Origin of the sequence: Kitasatospora sp. NPDC093550 (genome assembly GCF_044764985.1) — a bacterium.
Lineage (GTDB): Bacteria > Actinomycetota > Actinomycetes > Streptomycetales > Streptomycetaceae > Kitasatospora.
The window spans coordinates 1-17,563 of record NZ_JBIWJF010000037.1 but is presented as its reverse complement, the minus strand read 5'-3'; the positions used below and the strand labels follow the sequence as shown (position 1 = coordinate 17,563).

General features: G+C 73.5%; 11 protein-coding genes. 10 read left to right on the top strand and 1 reads right to left on the bottom strand.

The genetic code is table 11. From position 1 onward, the window contains the following. Positions 1–136: 136 nt before the first annotated feature. The 6 genes from ACIRD3_RS35890 (at position 137) to ACIRD3_RS35865 (ending at position 9,586) form a co-directional block, all read left to right on the top strand. Positions 137–1,987: an acetolactate synthase large subunit gene (locus tag ACIRD3_RS35890; RefSeq protein WP_402225088.1), complete on the top strand. Its 1,851-nt coding sequence runs from the start codon at positions 137–139 to the stop codon at positions 1,985–1,987. Positions 1,988–2,069: 82 nt separating this feature from the next. Beyond that, positions 2,070–2,594: an acetolactate synthase small subunit gene (ilvN, locus tag ACIRD3_RS35885; protein WP_097236150.1), complete on the top strand. Its 525-nt coding sequence runs from the start codon at positions 2,070–2,072 to the stop codon at positions 2,592–2,594. A 135-nt stretch (positions 2,595–2,729) separates the two neighbouring features. Then, complete coding sequence (gene ilvC / locus ACIRD3_RS35880) at positions 2,730–3,728, top strand: ketol-acid reductoisomerase (RefSeq protein ID WP_402225084.1); 999 nt, start codon at positions 2,730–2,732, stop codon at positions 3,726–3,728. 238 nt (positions 3,729–3,966) lie between these two features. Continuing rightward, the gene (serA, locus tag ACIRD3_RS35875) at positions 3,967–5,547 is read left to right on the top strand and encodes a phosphoglycerate dehydrogenase (RefSeq protein ID WP_402225083.1); all 1,581 of its coding nucleotides are present in this window, start codon (positions 3,967–3,969) and stop codon (positions 5,545–5,547) included. Positions 5,548–5,832: 285 nt separating this feature from the next. Next, positions 5,833–5,994 carry a hypothetical protein gene (locus ACIRD3_RS35870; protein WP_402225080.1) on the top strand — a complete coding sequence of 54 codons (162 nt, stop codon included), beginning with the start codon at positions 5,833–5,835 and terminating at the stop codon, positions 5,992–5,994. Between the two features lie 238 nt (positions 5,995–6,232). Beyond that, positions 6,233–9,586 carry a S8 family serine peptidase gene (locus ACIRD3_RS35865; protein ID WP_402225077.1) on the top strand — a complete coding sequence of 1,118 codons (3,354 nt, stop codon included), beginning with the start codon at positions 6,233–6,235 and terminating at the stop codon, positions 9,584–9,586. Positions 9,587–9,797: 211 nt separating this feature from the next. On the opposite strand, the gene ACIRD3_RS35860 is transcribed toward ACIRD3_RS35865, so the two are convergent. Beyond that, positions 9,798–12,284: a YfhO family protein gene (locus ACIRD3_RS35860; protein WP_402225075.1), complete on the bottom strand. Its 2,487-nt coding sequence runs from the start codon at positions 12,282–12,284 to the stop codon at positions 9,798–9,800. A 157-nt stretch (positions 12,285–12,441) separates the two neighbouring features. Between ACIRD3_RS35860 and ACIRD3_RS35855 the strand changes: the two genes are divergently transcribed. From ACIRD3_RS35855 to cimA, 4 genes are all read left to right on the top strand, one after another. After that, positions 12,442–13,029, top strand: a complete 588-nt coding sequence (locus ACIRD3_RS35855; protein ID WP_402225073.1) for a Uma2 family endonuclease — start codon at positions 12,442–12,444, stop codon at positions 13,027–13,029. A 46-nt stretch (positions 13,030–13,075) separates the two neighbouring features. Further along, positions 13,076–14,113, top strand: coding sequence for a 3-isopropylmalate dehydrogenase (locus tag ACIRD3_RS35850; RefSeq protein ID WP_402225070.1), 1,038 nt, complete (start codon positions 13,076–13,078; stop codon positions 14,111–14,113). Between the two features lie 213 nt (positions 14,114–14,326). Further along, positions 14,327–15,439: a branched-chain amino acid aminotransferase gene (locus tag ACIRD3_RS35845; RefSeq protein WP_402225067.1), complete on the top strand. Its 1,113-nt coding sequence runs from the start codon at positions 14,327–14,329 to the stop codon at positions 15,437–15,439. 410 nt (positions 15,440–15,849) lie between these two features. Next, entirely contained in the window at positions 15,850–17,454 is a 1,605-nt protein-coding gene (gene cimA / locus ACIRD3_RS35840) for a citramalate synthase (protein WP_402225064.1), read from the top strand. Positions 17,455–17,563: the final 109 nt, after the last annotated feature.

Sequence of the window (17,563 nt, the reverse complement as noted above, 5' to 3'; positions counted from 1 at the left end):
GGCCGCCCGAGAACGTCCGACTTGTCGGAATGAGCGGGACGATTGAGGCAGAGCCGGCGATCGACCCGGACCGGGACCCCACCCTCGCAGCAGGGGCCCGCAGCCGGGTCGGCAAAACCCGAGAAGAGACAGGCAGATGACTGAGCACGCCGCATCCCCCCGCCGCGGGGACAACCCGGCCGCCAACGCTCCCGCTCCCCAGCACGTCGTCGAGACCATGACCGGCGCCCAGTCGCTCATCCGCTCGCTGGAGGCCGTAGGCGCGGACACCGTCTTCGGCATCCCGGGCGGGGCCATCCTTCCCGCGTACGACCCGCTGATGGACTCCGCCAAGGTGCGCCACATCCTGGTCCGGCACGAGCAGGGAGCCGGCCACGCCGCCACCGGCTACGCCCAGGCCACCGGCCGGGTCGGGGTCTGCATGGCCACCTCCGGGCCGGGCGCGACCAACCTGGTCACCCCGATCGCCGACGCCTACATGGACTCCGTGCCGATGGTCGCGATCACCGGACAGGTCTCCTCCAAGGCGATCGGCACCGACGCCTTCCAGGAGGCGGACATCTGCGGCATCACGATGCCGATCACCAAGCACAACTACCTGGTCACCGACCCGGCCGAGATCCCCCGGGTGATCGCCGAGGCCTTCCACATCGCCGCCACCGGGCGCCCCGGCCCGGTCCTGGTCGACATCGCCAAGGACGCGCTGCAGGCGACCACCACCTTCCGCTGGCCGGTCGAGACCTCGCTGCCCGGCTACCGTCCGGTCACCAAGCCGCACGCCAAGCAGATCCGCGAGGCCGCGAAGATGCTGGTCAGCGCGAAGCGCCCGGTGCTGTACGTCGGCGGCGGCGTGATCAAGGCGCGGGCCACCGCCGAGCTGCGGATCCTCGCCGAGCTGACCGGTGCCCCGGTGGTCACCACCCTGATGGCGCTCGGCGCCTTCCCGGACAGCCACCCGCAGCACCTGGGCATGCCCGGCATGCACGGCTCCGTCCCGGCCGTCACCGCCCTGCAGAAGTCCGACCTGCTGTTCACCCTCGGCGCCCGCTTCGACGACCGCGTCACCGGCAAGCTGGACGGCTTCGCCCCGTACGCCAAGGTCGTCCACGCCGACATCGACCCGGCGGAGATCGGCAAGAACCGCCCGGCGGACGTCCCGATCGTCGGCGACGCCCGCGAGGTGCTCGCCGACCTGATCGTCGCCGTCCAGGCGGAGTTCGACGCCGGCCACAAGGGCGACTACGCCGAGTGGTGGGAGAAGCTCGACGAGTGGAAGAAGACCTACCCGATCGGCTACGAGCCGGCCCCGAGCGGCCAGCTCTCGCCGCAGCAGGTCATCTCCCGGATCGGGCAGCTGGTCGGCCCGGAGGCGATCTACGCCGCGGGCGTGGGCCAGCACCAGATGTGGAGCTCGCAGTTCATCCAGTTCGAGAAGCCCGGCACCTGGCTCAACTCCGGCGGCGCGGGGACGATGGGCTACGCCGTCCCCGCGGCGATGGGCGCCAAGGCCGGCCGGCCGGAGACCGCGGTCTGGGCCATCGACGGCGACGGCTGCTTCCAGATGACCAACCAGGAGCTGGTCACCTGCGCCCTGAACGACATCCCGATCAAGGTCGCGGTCATCAACAACGGCTCGCTGGGCATGGTCCGGCAGTGGCAGACGCTGTTCTACAACCAGCGCTACTCCAACACCGTGCTGCACGCCGGCCCGGGCCACGACGGCATCGAGCCGCCGGCCCAGGGCACCCGGATCCCCGACTTCGTCCTGCTGTCCGAGGCGATGGGCTGCGTGGGCCTGCGCTGCGAGCGCCCCGAGGACCTGGACGCCGTCATCAAGCAGGCGATGGAGATCAACGACCGCCCGGTCGTCATCGACTTCATCGTCCACCAGGACGCCATGGTCTGGCCGATGGTCGCGGCCGGGACCAGCAACGACGAGATCCAGTTCGCCAAGGGCGTCCGTCCCGACTTCGGCGACGACGACTGACCGCCCGCCCACCCGTCGCCCACCGCCACCCCTCTCTCGGGACCGGCTACGCCGGACACCCCTCGTGCGACTGAGGAACCCCATGTCCAAGCACACCCTCTCGGTCCTGGTCGAGAACAAGCCCGGCGTGCTCGCCCGCATCGCCGCGCTGTTCTCCCGTCGGGGCTTCAACATCGACTCCCTCGCCGTCGGCCCCACCGAGCACCCGGACGTGTCCCGGATGACGATCGTGGTCAACGTCGAGGACCTCCCGCTGGAACAGGTCACCAAGCAGCTCAACAAGCTCGTGAACGTGATAAAGATCGTCGAACTCGACCAGGCCGCTGCGATCCAGCGGGAACTGGTCCTGGTGAAGGTCCGCGCCGACAACGAGACCCGGTCGCAGATCGTCGAGATCGTCCAGCTGTTCCGTGCCAAGACCGTCGACGTGTCGCCCGAAGCGGTGACCATCGAGGCCACCGGCAGCTCGGACAAGCTGGAGGCCATGCTCCGGATGCTGGAGCCTTACGGCATCAAGGAGTTGGTCCAGTCCGGCCTGGTCGCCATCGGCCGCGGCGCCCGTTCGATCACCGACCGGTCGCTGCGCGCCCTGGACCGCAGCGCGTAAACAGCGCGAGACGGACCGGCGCGGGACGGCGACCCGCCCTGTCTCAAACCCTGAAGCAAAGACCCCACACCCGCCGGGACGGCATACGGTGAACACCGCGAACCCGGCACCCATGATGCAAGGAGATGTGCCCCCGTGGCCGAGCTGTTCTACGAAGACGACGCCGACCTGTCCATCATCCAGGGCCGCAAGGTCGCGGTCATCGGCTACGGCAGCCAGGGCCACGCCCACGCGCTGTCCCTGCGCGACTCCGGCGCCGACGTCCGGGTCGGCCTGAAGCCGGAGTCCAAGTCCCGTGCCAAGGCGGAGGAGGCCGGCCTGCGCGTCGTCACCCCGGCCGAGGCCGCGGCCGAGGCCGACGTCATCATGATCCTGGTCCCGGACCCGATCCAGGCCGACGTCTACGAGGCGGACATCGCGCCGCACCTGAAGTCCGGCGACGCCCTGTTCTTCGGCCACGGCCTGAACATCCGCTTCGGCTTCATCAAGCCCCCGGCGGACGTCGACGTCTGCATGGTCGCCCCGAAGGGCCCGGGCCACCTGGTCCGCCGCCAGTACGAGGAGGGCCGCGGCGTCCCGGCGATCGTCGCCGTCGAGCAGGACGCCTCGGGCAACGCCTTCGCCCTGGCGCTGTCGTACGCCAAGGGCCTGGGCGCCACCAAGGCCGGTGTCATCAAGACCACCTTCACCGAGGAGACCGAGACCGACCTGTTCGGTGAGCAGGCCGTTCTCTGCGGTGGCACCGCCGCCCTGGTCAAGGCAGGTTTCGAGACCCTGGTCGAGGCCGGCTACCAGCCGGAGATCGCCTACTTCGAGTGCCTGCACGAGCTGAAGCTCATCGTCGACCTGATGTACGAGGGCGGCCTGGAGAAGATGCGCTGGTCGGTCTCCGAGACCGCCGAGTGGGGCGACTACGTCACCGGCCCGCGGATCATCACCGACGCCACCAAGGCCGAGATGAAGAAGGTCCTCGCCGAGATCCAGGACGGCACCTTCGCCAACACCTGGATCGCCGAGTACAAGGCCGGCCTGCCCAAGTACAACGAGTACAAGAAGGCCGACGAGGACCACCTGCTGGAGACCACCGGCAAGAAGCTGCGCTCGCTGATGAGCTGGGTCGACGAGAAGGCCTGAGCCTCCCCGACCCCGTAGCGCCGGGCCCTCGTTCCGCAGGGCCCTTGTACAAGTAGGCTGCTCTCGTCCGGGTGATTTCGCCGGACGGGAGCAGCCTCGTACCTCGCCCGTCGATACACTTCCGAGTGCGCGTCAGGCCCACAGCGTCGTGCGTCTACCTACGCGGCATGCCACCTTCCCCCGCCCTCACACGCCACCTCCGTGCGCCGGGGAACCGGACAGTTAAGGACACACTGTCGTGAGCAAATCCGTCGTTCTGATCGCCGAAGAGCTGTCGCCCGCCACCGTCGACGCCCTCGGCCCCGACTTCGAGATCCGCCACTGCAACGGTGCCGACCGCACCGAGCTGCTCACCGCGATCGCCGACGTCGACGCGATCCTGATCCGCTCCGCCACCAAGGTCGACGCCGAGGCGCTGGCCGCCGCCCGCAAGCTCAAGGTGGTCGCCCGGGCCGGCGTCGGCCTGGACAACGTGGACGTCGCCGCCGCCACCAAGGCCGGCGTGATGGTCGTCAACGCGCCGACCTCCAACATCGTCACCGCCGCCGAGCTCGCCTGCGGCCTGCTGATCTCCGTCGCCCGCAACATCGCGCCGGCCAACGCCGCGCTCAAGCAGGGCGAGTGGAAGCGCAACAAGTACACCGGCGTCGAGCTGAGCGAGAAGACCCTCGGTGTCGTCGGCCTCGGCCGGATCGGTGTCCTGGTCGCCCAGCGGATGTCCGCGTTCGGCATGAAGATCGTCGCGTACGACCCCTACATCCAGGCCGCCCGCGCCGCGCAGATGGGCGTCAAGCTGGTCAGCCTGGAGGAGCTGCTGGAGGTCTCGGACTTCATCACCGTCCACCTCCCCAAGACCCCCGAGACCATCGGCCTGATCGGCGACGAGGCGCTGCACAAGGTCAAGCCGACCGTGCGCATCGTGAACGCCGCCCGCGGCGGCATCGTGGACGAGGAGGCGCTGGCGAGCGCGCTGCGCGAGGGCCGGGTGGCCGGCGCGGGCCTGGACGTGTACGCCAAGGAGCCGTGCACCGACTCCCCGCTGTTCGCCTTCGACAACGTGGTCGCCACCCCGCACCTGGGCGCCTCCACCGACGAGGCGCAGGAGAAGGCCGGCATCGCGGTCGCCCGGTCGGTGCGCCTGGCGCTGGCCGGCGAGCTGGTACCGGACGCCGTGAACGTCCAGGGCGGCGTGATCGCCGAGGACGTCCGCCCGGGCCTGCCGCTGGCCGAGAAGCTCGGCCGGATCTTCACCGCGCTGGCCGGCGAGGTGGCCGTCCGGCTCGACGTCGAGGTCCGCGGGGAGATCACCCAGCACGACGTGAAGGTGCTCGAACTGTCCGCGCTGAAGGGCGTGTTCGAGGACGTGGTGGCGGAGACGGTGTCCTACGTCAACGCCCCGCTGTTCGCCCAGGAGCGCGGCGTCGAGGTCCGCCTGACCACGTCCAGCGAGAGCCCCGAGCACCGCAACGTGATCACCGTGCGCGGCACGCTCGCGAACGGCGAGGAGATCGCCATCTCCGGCACGCTGGCCGGCCCCAAGCAGACCCAGAAGATCGTCGGCGTGGACGCCTTCGACGTGGACGTGGCGCTCACCGACCACATGGCCTTCTTCAAGTACGAGGACCGCCCCGGTGTGGTCGGCGTGCTCGGCCGCCACCTCGGCGACGCGGGCATCAACATCGCCGGCATGCAGGTCGCCCGCGACGGCGGCGGCGCGCTGGCCTCCATCACCGTGGACACCGAGATCCCGCAGGAGGTGCTCTCGGTGATCGCCGCCGAGATCGGCGCCCGCTTCGCGCGCTCGGTCGACCTGGGCTGATCCCGAACGCCCCGCGGGGCCCGGACCGCCGTTCGCACGGTGGTCCGGGCCCCGCTGCGTTCTCCCGGGTGACCGCCGTCTCAGATAGTAGGAAATCCAAGTATTCGTGCAGACACGGCCGGGCCGTGGCCGTACCGTGGAAGGGCCATACGGTGTGCCGCCCCTGTAGCCAGGGTGCGCGGCCCGTGTGTGCGTGCGCCCTCACGGGCAGGCGACCCCTGCTCCCGCGCGTACCCCTCCCACCCCCGCGCTGACGTCCGCAGCGCCGCTTCCAAGGAGCCCGGTATGCCTCCCACCGCCGACCGCCACGCCGTCCCCGCCCCCTCCGCCACCCCCGTCCGCGCCCCGCGCCGTCGTCGGGCCGCCGAGCGGAACCCCTTCGCGGCCGCCGCGCTGCAGCGTTCGCTGGACCGCCGGGACAACGGTGGAGTGACCGGCCACCTCTGATCGCCCGCCTCTGGCCGGCGCCGCGGGTGGCGTTCATCGGCCTACTGGGCCGAACGGGCTGACGGAGTGTCACCCCGTAGAGTGCAAGCTCGGTCCATTCGAGGGAAGTTGCTCGTGGGCGCCGCGCGATCATCCTAATTTGGGGCCCCCGGAAGGGTGATCGACGTCCGCGCGGGCGGGCGTCAGCGACCTCCTCGGTATGCGGATCATTCCCCCTTGCCGGGGGAGAGGGTCCCTCGTGCGCCTGCCACCCGTCCGCCGTCCGCTCGCCCGGATCGGCCTCACCCTGACCCTGCTGGCCGGGGGCGTCGCCCTCGCCGCCGCCCCGGCGGCCGGAGGCCCGTCGACCGCCGGACCGCCGGGCCCGGGGCGAACCGCCTCCGTGCTGCTCGAACTCACCACCGAGGCGGCCGGCCCCGCCTGGCGCCGGGCCGCCGACGGCGCCCGGCGGGACCGGCGCTCCCCGGAGGCCGTCCGCCAGGAGGCCGCGCGGGCCGGCGCCGCCCAGCGGGCCCGGGCCGGGGACGCGCTCGACCGGGTCGCCGGGGCCCTCCACCGGGCGGCGCCCGCCGCCCGCGAGCTCTACCGCACCCGCACCCTGTTCGCCGGCCTCGCCGTCAGCGCGCCCGCCGACCGGCTGCCCGCGCTGCGGGCGCTGCCCGGCGTCCGGGCCGTCCACCCGATCGTCGAGAAGCGGCGCGACAACGCCTACTCCGTGCCGCTGACCGGCGCGCCGCAGGTGTGGGCCGGCGGCTCCGCGCCCGCCGCCTCCGTGCCCGGCAACACCGGGAAGGGCGTGCGGATCGGGATCATCGACAGCGGCATCGACTACACCCACGCCGACTTCGGCGGCCCCGGCACCGAGGAGGCGTTCCGCTCGGTCGAGCGCGGCAAGCCCGCGCCGCCCGCGCTGTTCCCCACCGCCAAGGTGGTCGGCGGCAAGGACCTGGTCGGCGACGACTACGACCCCGACCCGACCTCCCCGCACCACCAGCCGGTGCCGCACCCCAGCGACAACCCGATCGACTGCGTGCGCAACGGGCACGGCACCCACGTCGCCGGCACCGCCGCCGGGTACGGGGTCACCGCCGACGGCCGCCCGTACACCGGACCGTACGGGCCCGGGCTGGACCCGGCCGGGTTCCGGATCGGCCCCGGCGCCGCCCCCGGCGCCCAGCTGTACGCGATCCGGGTGTTCGGCTGCGACGGCTCCACCGACCGGCTCGCCCAGGCCCTCGACCTGGCCGCCGACCCGAACGGCGACGGCGACCTCGCCGACCGGTTGGACGTCGTCAACCTCTCGCTCGGCAGCCGCTTCGGCAGCGCCGACGACACCGACGCGCTGGCCGTCGACCGGCTCGCCGCACTGGGCACCGTCGTGGTCGCCGCCGCGGGCAACGAGGGCGACGTGTACGGCATCGGCGGCAGCCCCGGCACCGCCGCCCGGGCGATCACCGTCGCCGCCTCCGTCCACGGGCACGCCGACGTGGACGGCATCACCGTGCTCGACCCCGCCGCCGTGGCCGGGGTCGTCCCGGGGCACTGGAGCGAGCGGTACACGGGCTGGGCCACCGCCGACGTCAGCGGCGAACTCGCCCTGCCCGTCGACCAGTCGGACGGCTGCGCCGACTTCAGCGAGGCCGACCGGCAGCGGCTGGCCGGCCGGATCGCGCTGCTCGCCTGGAAGACCTCCGACGCGGACCGCGCCTGCAACTCCGGCCCGCGCGCCGACCACGCCGCCGACGCCGGTGCGATCGGCGCGCTCTACGCCGCCGACAGCGACCACCTCGCCGAGATCGCCGGCGACGACCGCATCCCGGCCGTCCTGCTGGCCCGCGCCGACGGCGAGCGACTGCGGCAGGCCGCGGCCGCCGGGCCGACCCGGGTCCGGCTCGCCGCCCCCGGCAACCCGCTGCACGGCTCCGTCGCGCAGAACCAGCCCGCCCGGGCCGACACCCTCACCGACTTCACCTCGCGCGGCATCGGCGTGCCCGGCGTGGTCAAGCCCGACCTCGCGGCCCCCGGCGAGACCATCTGGTCCGCCCTGGTCGGCAGCGGCACCGGCGGCCAGCGCGAGAACGGCACCTCGATGGCCACCCCGCACGTGGCCGGGCTCGCCGCGCTGGTCCGCGCCGCGCACCCGGACTGGCCGGTCGAGCAGCTCAAGGCCGCGCTGATGAACACCACCACCGACACCTTCCTCGGCGACGACCACAGCGGGCCGGTCTACGGGCCCGAGCGCACCGGCGCCGGGCGGGTCCGGGCCGACCAGGCGGTCCGCACGCCCGTCGTCGCCTACGCGGTGGGGGAGGGCGCCGAGGAGGGCGGCGTCGGGGTCTCGTTCGGACCGGTCGAGGTCGGCGGGCCCACGGCGCTCGGACGGGACATCGAGATCAGCAACCACTCGGACGCGCCGGTGGGTTACCGCACCGGCTACGCGGCCGCCACCGAACTGCCCGGCGCCTCCTTCGAGGTGACGCCGGACCGGGTGGACGTCCCGGCGGGCGGCACCGCGCGGGTGCGGGTGACCCTGTCCGTCCCCGGGGAGCTGGGCCGCGCGCCCGACCCGACCATCGACACCGTGCAGGGCGGAAAGGCGCGCGCGTACCGGGGCGAACTCTCGGGCCGGGTGCTGCTGACGCCGGTCGCGGGCGACGCCCTGCCGCCCCTGCGGGTCCCGGTGCTCGCTGCCCCGCGACCCGCCAGCGACCTCGCCGCGACCGCCACCGCCCGTACCCCGCGCAACGGCGCGCTCGTCACCCTCGGCGGCACCGCCGCACCCGGCGAGACGCCCGGTCTGATCACCGCCCTCGCCCTGGGCGGCGAGGGGGCCCGCTGGGCCGACTGCCCGCCCGGCAGCGGCGCCGCCGTCGGGCCGGGCGCGGGCATCCGGCCGGAGGACACCGGGGAGCAGCCCGACGCCGCGCCGGAGGTCTGCGTCGAGCACCCCGGCGAACGGGCCGCGAACCTGCGGGCGGTCGGGGCCGCCGTCGACCCCGACCTGCTGTACGTCGGCGCCCGGTCGTGGGCCCCCTCGGCCACCCCGGTCGGACTGTTCGCCGTGCGGGTCGCGCTGGACACCGACGGGGACGGCACCACCGACGTCATCCTCAAGGCCGACCGGCTGCGCGGCAGCGACGTCCTGGTCTCCCGCGCCCTCGACGCCCGCACCGGGGCCGAACTCGACGTCCAGCCGCTCAACGCCCGCTGGGGCGACACCGACACCGCGCTGCTGGACAGCGAGGCGGTCGTGCTGCCCGTCCGGCTCAGCGCCCTGCCCGGCATCGCGCCCGGCCACAGCACCGTCCACTACGGCGTCTGGACCGGCGTGGCCGCGCCCGGCACCCCGGACCCGGCCGAGGCCTACTCCGCCATCGGCCTGCGCGGCACCCGCCCGGCCGTCCCGCTGGACGTCCTGCACCCGGCCCTCGCCGTCCGGTCCGGCTTCGACGGCCCCCCGGCGGTGCTGGCCCCCGTCGGCCCGGGCGCCGTCCTCGACGTGCGCCGCACGGCGGGCGACACCTCCAGGCTCCTGCTGCTGCACCACCTCAACCCGGGCGCGCGGCGGGCTCAGGTGATCACGCTGCCCTGACCCGCGCACCGCACCCGGGGGCGGCCCGCCGATCCACGGCGGGCCGCCCCTCGCGCGTCGCGGACGGCGGGCGGCCGCGGACGGGGCACCGGGGTCCGGGGGTCCGGCTGCGCCCCCGGGGGCGGGGCTTGGTGCGCTCGGGTGGCGTCTTCCGTGGGAGTGTCCGCTCCCGCCGGCTCCCACGTTCGGGCTTTCGCTTTCCTGCCTCCCGCTACGCCTCGGCGGCGGAGCCGGCCGCGCGGCGGGTTCGGCGGGGGGTGTGGGCGGGGCGGCGGCGGGCGAGGTGGGCGAAGGCGGTGACCAGGGCGAGGACGGCGGCGGTGGCGGAGGCGACGGTGAGGCCCTCGGTGAGCCCGGGCGGGCGGAAGGTGCAGGCGATCCGGGAGGCACCGGGGCCGAGCGGAACACCGATCATGCCCAGGACCGGGGTGGGGGCGGCGGGCCGACCGCCGTCGACGGCGCAGGCCCAGCCCACGGTGGCGGGGACGGCGACCAGCGCGGTTCCGGTGGCGCCCGCCGGGAGGGTCGCCGCGAGGGTGTGCCCGCCGGCCGCGACCCGGGTGGCGCCGGTGGCGGTGCGGTGGGCCACGGCCGCCTCCAGCGCGTCGGTGCGCAGGCAGCCGATCGGGCGGGCGGGGACCTGGCTGACGGTGTCGGAGCGCAGCGTCACCCGGACCACGCCGTCCGCCGGGACGGTGCCCAGCCGGTGGATCGCCACGGCCGTGGTGGGCTGCTCGCCGTCGCTGCGGTAGCTGGTGCCGAGCCCGCTGACCGTGCCCCGGTACCAGACGCCGTGGAAGAACGCCGTCGAACCGGGCGTACAGGCGGCGGTGAGGACGGTGCCCTCGTCGCCGGCCGGCACCGACCAGCCGCTGGTGCCGTGCAGGGTGGGCGCCGGGCCGCCGGCCGGGACGGGCAGCGGCGCGTCGTACACCTGGCCGCCGAGCAGTGACTCCTGCCGGGACCAGACCGAGGAGGTCTCCGGCCGGGTGTCCGGCGGCAGCACCGAGACCAGCGGCGGTGCCGCGGACCGGACCGGGGTGAAGCCGTACGGCGGCGGGCCGTCGTCCAGGTGGGCGCGGACGGCGAACAGCGCCCGGCCCACCGGGTCGGTCACGCTCGAGGTCTGCCGCCCGCCGGCCGTCCAGCCCGCGCCGAGGTCGTGCAGCAGCAGCGCGGCGACGGTCGGCAGGTAGCCGCTGAAGTAGCCGCCGCCCTGGCCGCCCAGCAGCAGCGGGTCGTTGGTGGTGTAGGCGTGCGGGCCGGGGTCGCTGCGGCCGCGCGGCCAGTCGTCGGCGGCGCGGACCGCCGCGTGCCCGGCCCGGACGTCCGCCGCGGAGACGCTGCCGGAGGGCGCCGCGCCGAGCGCCGCGTAGCCGGACCAGACGGCGTTGCCGAGCACCGCGCCGCCGATCACCCAGGTGGCGACGGCGTTCGCCCGGCGGTCCGGGTGCCGGCGGTCCAGGATCCACAGCGCCGCGAGCAGGACGGCACCGCCGACGGTCAGCAGCACCCAGGTGGCGGGGTGCACCGCGTGCCGGCTCGCCGCCACCCCGGCGATCACCGCGACCACGGCGGCCCCGCCGAGCAGGGTGACCGGGTCCGGTCGGTGCGCCAGCGACACCCAGCCGGCCAGCACCAGCAACCCGCTGAGCACGAAGGAGACCCGGTACGGCCCGCCGGCCGGGATCGCCAGGCCGTGCCAGACGAGCACCGTCGGGGTCCAGACGAAACCGAGCACCACCAGCACCAGCGCCGCGCACCAGAACGCCCGTTCGCGCGGTCGCACCCGCCGGTTGAACGGCAGCCCGCACACCAGCAGCAGCCCGAACAGGCCGATCGCCGCGTCCGGCAGCGCCCGGCCGCCGTGGGTGGCGGGCAGCAGCTGGGCGAGGTGGACGCCGAGGCCGGACGGGCCGAGCGGCTGCACCGGCGACTCGGGCTGCGCCTCCTGCTCGGCCCGGACGGCGACGAACAGCACCGGGGAGGCCAGCAGCACCCCGGCGGTGGTCATGGTCACCGCCCGCCCGGTGGCCCGGACCCGTCGGCGGAGGGGCCGCGGGGCGGCGAACAGGCGGACGGCGAAGAGGAGTCCGGCGGCCAGGGTGGCCAGGGCGGCGGTGTAGAGGTTGCCGGCCCAGGCCAGGGTGACGCACAGCGTGCCGGCCACCCAGCGCCGCTCGTGCAGGCACCAGTCGGCGGCGAGGCCGAGCAGCGGCAGCGAGACCAGGCCCCAGAGCCACATCGGCGCGGCCCCGCCGACGTCCAGGACCCAGGCGCACAGCCCGTACCCGACGGCGGCGAGCGCCCGCAGCCGGCGCGGGCCGGGGTGCAGGCGGCCGAGCAGCCGGGCCATCAGGGCGGTGCCGAGCCCGATGGTGGCGAGGGTGACCAGGAGGACGGCGAGCTCGCCCCGGTCCCGGGGGAGGAGGGCGGTGAGCCAGGAGAACGGGTTCATCAGGTAGGCGAAGAAGTCCGCCAGGAAGGGGACGCCGTACCCGCTGTGCCAGTTGAACAGCAGGTCCCCGGCGGCCTCCCCGTGCAGCAGGTCCCACAGGTGGGCGTGGTACGGCACCGCGACCGCGTCCGCCCCGGCCGGCCACCGGCCGCGCAGCGCCGCCGCCAGCCCGTACCCGCCCATCGCCAGCCCGGCCGCACCCCCGCAGACCAGCACCTCCCGCCGCCGCTCGGCCCTCACCCACGCGCCCCGTTCTGCCAGTGACCCCGGACCTCGCCACCCTAAGCGCGCCCCCGGCGCATTCTTGATCACCAGCGCTCCCTCGAAGGGGTGGCGTCTGGAAGGGCTTTGCCGAGTAGCCTGAGAACGCCGCCAGGATGCCCGTATGGGAGGAACCATGAGCATCGAGCAGTACCCCGACTGGCTTCGCCCGCCGGTTGGCGGATACACCGCCGAAGACCTGGACCGGCTGCCGGATCTCCCGCCGCACACCGAGCTGATCGACGGGAGCCTGATCTTCGTGAGCCCGCAGACCATCTTCCACATGTCGACGCTGCGCGTGCTGGAGTGGGCGCTGGTGGCAGCCGTTCCGCCCGGATGGGCCGCGTGGCGAGAGATGACGGTCACGCTGAACCGGCGCAACAGGCTGGAGCCGGATCTCCTGGTTGTCGACAAGCGGGCCAACGCCGGCCCCAAGGGACGGAAGGTGACCTCCTGCCAGCCGGAGGACGTGCTGCTGGCTGTCGAGGTCGTGTCCGAGGAGTCACAGGAGCGGGACCGCGACACCAAGCCTCGGAAGTACGCCGCCGCTGGTATCGCCCACTTCTGGAGGGTGGAAGACGATGACGAGGGTCGGCCCGTCGTCTACGTGTACGAGCTGGACCCGGCCACCAGGGCGTACGGCCTCACCGGCATCTACCACAAGCAGCTGAAGGTCGACCGGCCCTTCCCGATCGAGATCGACCTGACCGATCCGTCCGAATAGTGGACGCCAGGTGTCACCCCCTGGGACGGCGGAGTAGGGTCCGACCATGTCTCGCACCATTCGTCTCGCAGTTGTCCCCGGTGACGGCATCGGCCAGGAAGTGGTGGCCGAAGGTCTCAAGGTCCTGGGTGCCGTGCTCCCCGCCGACGTGAAGCTGGAGACCTCCGAGTACGACCTCGGGGCCCGGCGCTACCACCGGACGGGGGAGACGCTGCCGGACGACGTGCTGGCGGAGCTGAAGTCGCACGACGCGATCCTGCTGGGGGCCATCGGCGACCCGAGCGTTCCGTCGGGGGTGCTGGAGCGCGGGCTGCTGCTGAAGCTGCGCTTCGCCTTCGACCACCACATCAACCTGCGTCCGGGCCGGCTCTTCCCCGGGGTGAAGTCCCCGCTGGCCGGCGAGCCGGACATCGACTTCGTGGTCGTCCGCGAGGGCACCGAGGGCCCGTACGTCGGCAACGGCGGCACGCTGCGCGCCGGGACGCCGCAGGAGGTGGCCACCGAGGTCAGCCTGAACACCGCGTACGGCATCGAGCGCGTGGTGCGCGACGCCTACCGCCGGGCCCAGGCGCGGCCGCGCAAGAAGCTCACCCTGGTGCACAAGAACAACGTGCTGGTGCACGCCGGGCACCTGTGGACGCGGATCTTCGCCGAGGTCGGCGAGGAGTTCCCCGAGGTCACCACCGACTACCTGCACGTGGACGCGGCGACGATCTTCTTCGTCACCCAGCCCGAGCGCTTCGACGTCATCGTCACCGACAACCTGTTCGGCGACATCCTGACCGACCTGGCCGCCGCCGTCACCGGTGGGATCGGCCTCGCCGCGAGCGGCAACATCAACCCGAGCGGTGAGTTCCCGTCCATGTTCGAGCCGGTGCACGGCTCGGCGCCGGACATCGCCGGCCAGGGCAAGGCCGACCCGACCGCCACCGTGCTGTCGGTCGCCATGCTGCTGGAGCACCTCGGCTTCGCCGCCGAGGCCGCCGAGGTCGAGGCCGCCGTCGCGGCGGACCTGGCCGAGCGCTCCGGCACCCGCAGCACCTCCGAGGTCGGCGACGCGCTCGCCGGCCGAGTATCCGGGTAGCGGCCGGATCCGACAAGGTTCCGGCCGCGTGGGCCGGACCGCATAACCGCAGCCGATGGCTCTCGTAGGAGCCGGTGGCTGTTCGGCACGGCCCTCTGGATGCGAGTATCGACAGTGGGCCGTGCCGTTGTGCGTTCGTTTCCGGCGTTCGATCGCCGGAACGTCCCCGCGGCGGTCGCGGCCCGGACCAACCCCACGGTGAAGGAAACAGCCATGAGCACGCCCACCCAGGCGCCCATCACGTTCGACCTCAAGCCCTCCGCTCACCCGCTGCCGGCAGCGGAGCGCGAGGCCCGGCTGACCAACCCCGGCTTCGGCCGGGTCTTCACCGACCACATGGTCACCATCCGCTGGACCGAGGGCGTGGGCTGGCACGACGCCCAGCTGACGCCGTACGCGCCGCTGGAGGTCGACCCGGCGAACATGACCCTGCACTACGGCCAGGCGATCTTCGAGGGCCTGAAGGCCTACCGCCAGGCCGACGGCTCCATCGCCACCTTCCGCCCGGAGGCCAACGCCGCCCGCTTCCAGGCCTCGGCCCGCCGCCTGGCGATGCCGGAGCTGCCGGTCGAGACCTTCGTCGAGGCCGTGGAGCTGCTGGTCCAGCAGGAGCAGGAGTGGGTCCCGAACGAGCCGGAGCAGAGCCTCTACCTGCGTCCCTTCATGTTCGCCACCGAGGTCGGCCTGGGCGTGCGCCCGGCCAACTCCTACCTCTTCATGATCATCGCCTCGCCGGCCGGAGCCTACTTCCAGGGCGGCATCAAGCCGGTCTCGGTCTGGCTGTCCAAGGAGTACGTCCGGGCCGCGCCCGGCGGCACCGGCGCCGCCAAGTGCGCGGGCAACTACGCCGCCTCGCTGGTCGCCCAGGCCGAGGCGGCCGAGAAGGGCTGCGACCAGGTGGTCTGGCTCGACGCCGCCGAGCACCGGTGGGTCGAGGAGATGGGCGGCATGAACCTGTACTTCGTCTTCGGCGAGGGCGCGGACGCGAAGATCGTCACCCCCGAGCTGTCCGGCGCGCTGCTGCCCGGCATCACCCGCGACTCGCTGCTGCAGCTCGCCGCCGACCTCGGCTACGCCGTCGAGGAGCGGAAGATCTCCACCGACGAGTGGCAGCAGGCCAACGCCGACGGCACCCTCACCGAGGTCTTCGCCTGCGGCACCGCCGCCGTCATCACCCCGGTCGGCTCGGTCAAGTCCGCCGCCGCCGACTGGACCGTCGGCACCGGCGAGCCCGGCCCGATCACCATGGAGCTGCGCAAGGCGCTGCTGGCGATCCAGGGCGGCCAGGCCCCCGACACCCACGGGTGGCTGCACAAGATCGTCTGATCCTCGAACGCCCGTACCGCCTCCGGCCTGCCGCGTTTCGCATCGCGAGACGGGCGGGCCGGATCGCGGGGGGTGTGCCAGACTGCCAGCGTGTCCTCGCTTTCGCTGATTATCGGCAGCAGGCGCGCCGGTCCGCAGTGACCGCTCCCGCAGGACCCGATGCGGAGCGACCACGAGCGTCCAGACCCGCGCGCAGACCTCTCGCACCCGCGAGGGGTCTTTTGCTTTTCGGCGCAGCCCCACGGACCCAGCGGGGCACCGCCGGTCGAGCACAGCCACCCGGACCGGCCGACGGCCCCCACGAAGGGCTCGGGGACACCGGGGCCGCGCGCGCGATCCTGGACAGTGGAGCCGGGACCGGACATCCGGCCAGAGCAGTACCAGCCTCCCCGAACGGAGAACCAGGGGTCATGACCGAGGTCAGCCGTACCGACGACAGTTTCCACGTGTTCGACACCACGCTGCGCGACGGCGCCCAGCGCGAGGGCATCAACCTGACGGTGGCGGACAAGCTGGCCATCGCCCGGCACCTGGACGAGTTCGGGGTCGGCTTCATCGAGGGCGGCTGGCCCGGGGCCAACCCGCGCGACACCGAGTTCTTCGCCCGCGCCGCCGCCGAGCTGGAGCTGCACCACGCCCAGCTGGTCGCCTTCGGTGCCACCCGCCGGGCCGGCGGCAAGGCCGCGGACGACCCGCAGCTGGCCGCGCTGGTCAACTCGGGCGCGCCCGTCATCACCCTGGTCGCCAAGTCGCACGACCGGCACGTGGAGCTGGCGCTGCGGACCACCCTGGACGAGAACCTGGAGATGATCCGGGACAGCGTCGAGTTCCTCCGGGCGCGCGGCCGCCGGGTCTTCATCGACTGCGAGCACTTCTTCGACGGGTACCGGGCGAACCGCGAGTACGCCCTGGCGGTGGTCCGCACCGCGCACGAGGCCGGGGCGGACGTGGTGGTGCTCTGCGACACCAACGGCGGGATGCTGCCGGCCGGGGTCCGGGAGACCGTCGCCGAGGTGCTGGCCCGGACGGGCGCCCGGCTCGGCATCCACGCCCAGGACGACACCGGCTGCGCGGTGGCCAACACCCTGGCCGCCGTGGACGCCGGCGCGACCCACGTGCAGTGCACGGCCAACGGCTACGGCGAGCGGGTCGGCAACGCGAACCTGTTCCCGGTGGTCGGCGCGCTGGAGATCAAGTACGACCGCCGGGTGCTGCCCGAGGGCCGGCTGGCCGAGATGACCCGGATCTCCCACGCGATCGCCGAGCTGGTCAACCTGGCACCCTCCACCCACCAGCCGTACGTCGGCTACTCGGCCTTCGCGCACAAGGCGGGCCTGCACGCCTCGGCGATCAAGGTCGACCCGGACCTGTACCAGCACATCGACCCCGAGCGGGTCGGCAACACCATGCGGATGCTGGTCTCCGACATGGCCGGCCGGGCCTCCGTCGAGCTCAAGGGCAGGGAGCTCGGCTACGACCTCTCCACCGACCGGGACCTGGCCGGCCGGGTGGTGGCCAAGGTGAAGGAGCAGGAGAACCTCGGCTACACCTACGAGTCCGCCGACGCCTCCTTCGAGCTGCTGCTGCGCGACGAGGTGCGCGGCAGCCGGGACCGCTTCTACACCCTGGAGTCCTGGCGGACCATCAGCGAGCAGGGCCCGAAGGGGGTCTCGGGCAACGAGGCGACCGTCAAGCTCTGGGCCAAGGGCGAGCGCCGGATCGCGGTGGGCGAGGGCAACGGTCCGGTCAACGCGCTGGACCAGGCGCTGCGCACCGCGCTGGAGGGCATCTACCCTCCGCTGGCCACCTTCGAGCTGGTGGACTACAAGGTCCGCATCCTGGAGGGGCAGCACGGCACCGGCTCCAAGACCCGGGTGCTGATCGAGTCGACCGACGGCACGGCCACCTGGTCCACCGTCGGGGTCGCCGACAACGTGGTCGCCGCCTCCTGGCTGGCGCTGGAGGACGCGTACACCTACGGCCTGATCCGGGCCGGCCTGGAGCCCACCGAGTAGCCCCTGCCGAGCGCTCGTCCTTCGTCCGTGCGCTCGCCCCCGGGGTGGGGGCGAGCGCGTTCCGGTGTCAGCGGAGTCGGGCGAGGAGGGCGTGTTCGACGAGGGTGAT

Coding starts and splice junctions, on each gene's coding strand:
- ACIRD3_RS35855 (WP_402225073.1), top strand. CDS start 12,442: ATGAGCATCGAGCAGTACCCCGACTGGCTTCGCCCGCCGGTTGGCGGA.
- ACIRD3_RS35870 (WP_402225080.1), top strand. CDS start 5,833: ATGCCTCCCACCGCCGACCGCCACGCCGTCCCCGCCCCCTCCGCCACC.
- ACIRD3_RS35845 (WP_402225067.1), top strand. CDS start 14,327: ATGAGCACGCCCACCCAGGCGCCCATCACGTTCGACCTCAAGCCCTCC.
- ilvN (WP_097236150.1), top strand. CDS start 2,070: ATGTCCAAGCACACCCTCTCGGTCCTGGTCGAGAACAAGCCCGGCGTG.
- ACIRD3_RS35890 (WP_402225088.1), top strand. CDS start 137: ATGACTGAGCACGCCGCATCCCCCCGCCGCGGGGACAACCCGGCCGCC.
- ACIRD3_RS35850 (WP_402225070.1), top strand. CDS start 13,076: ATGTCTCGCACCATTCGTCTCGCAGTTGTCCCCGGTGACGGCATCGGC.
- cimA (WP_402225064.1), top strand. CDS start 15,850: ATGACCGAGGTCAGCCGTACCGACGACAGTTTCCACGTGTTCGACACC.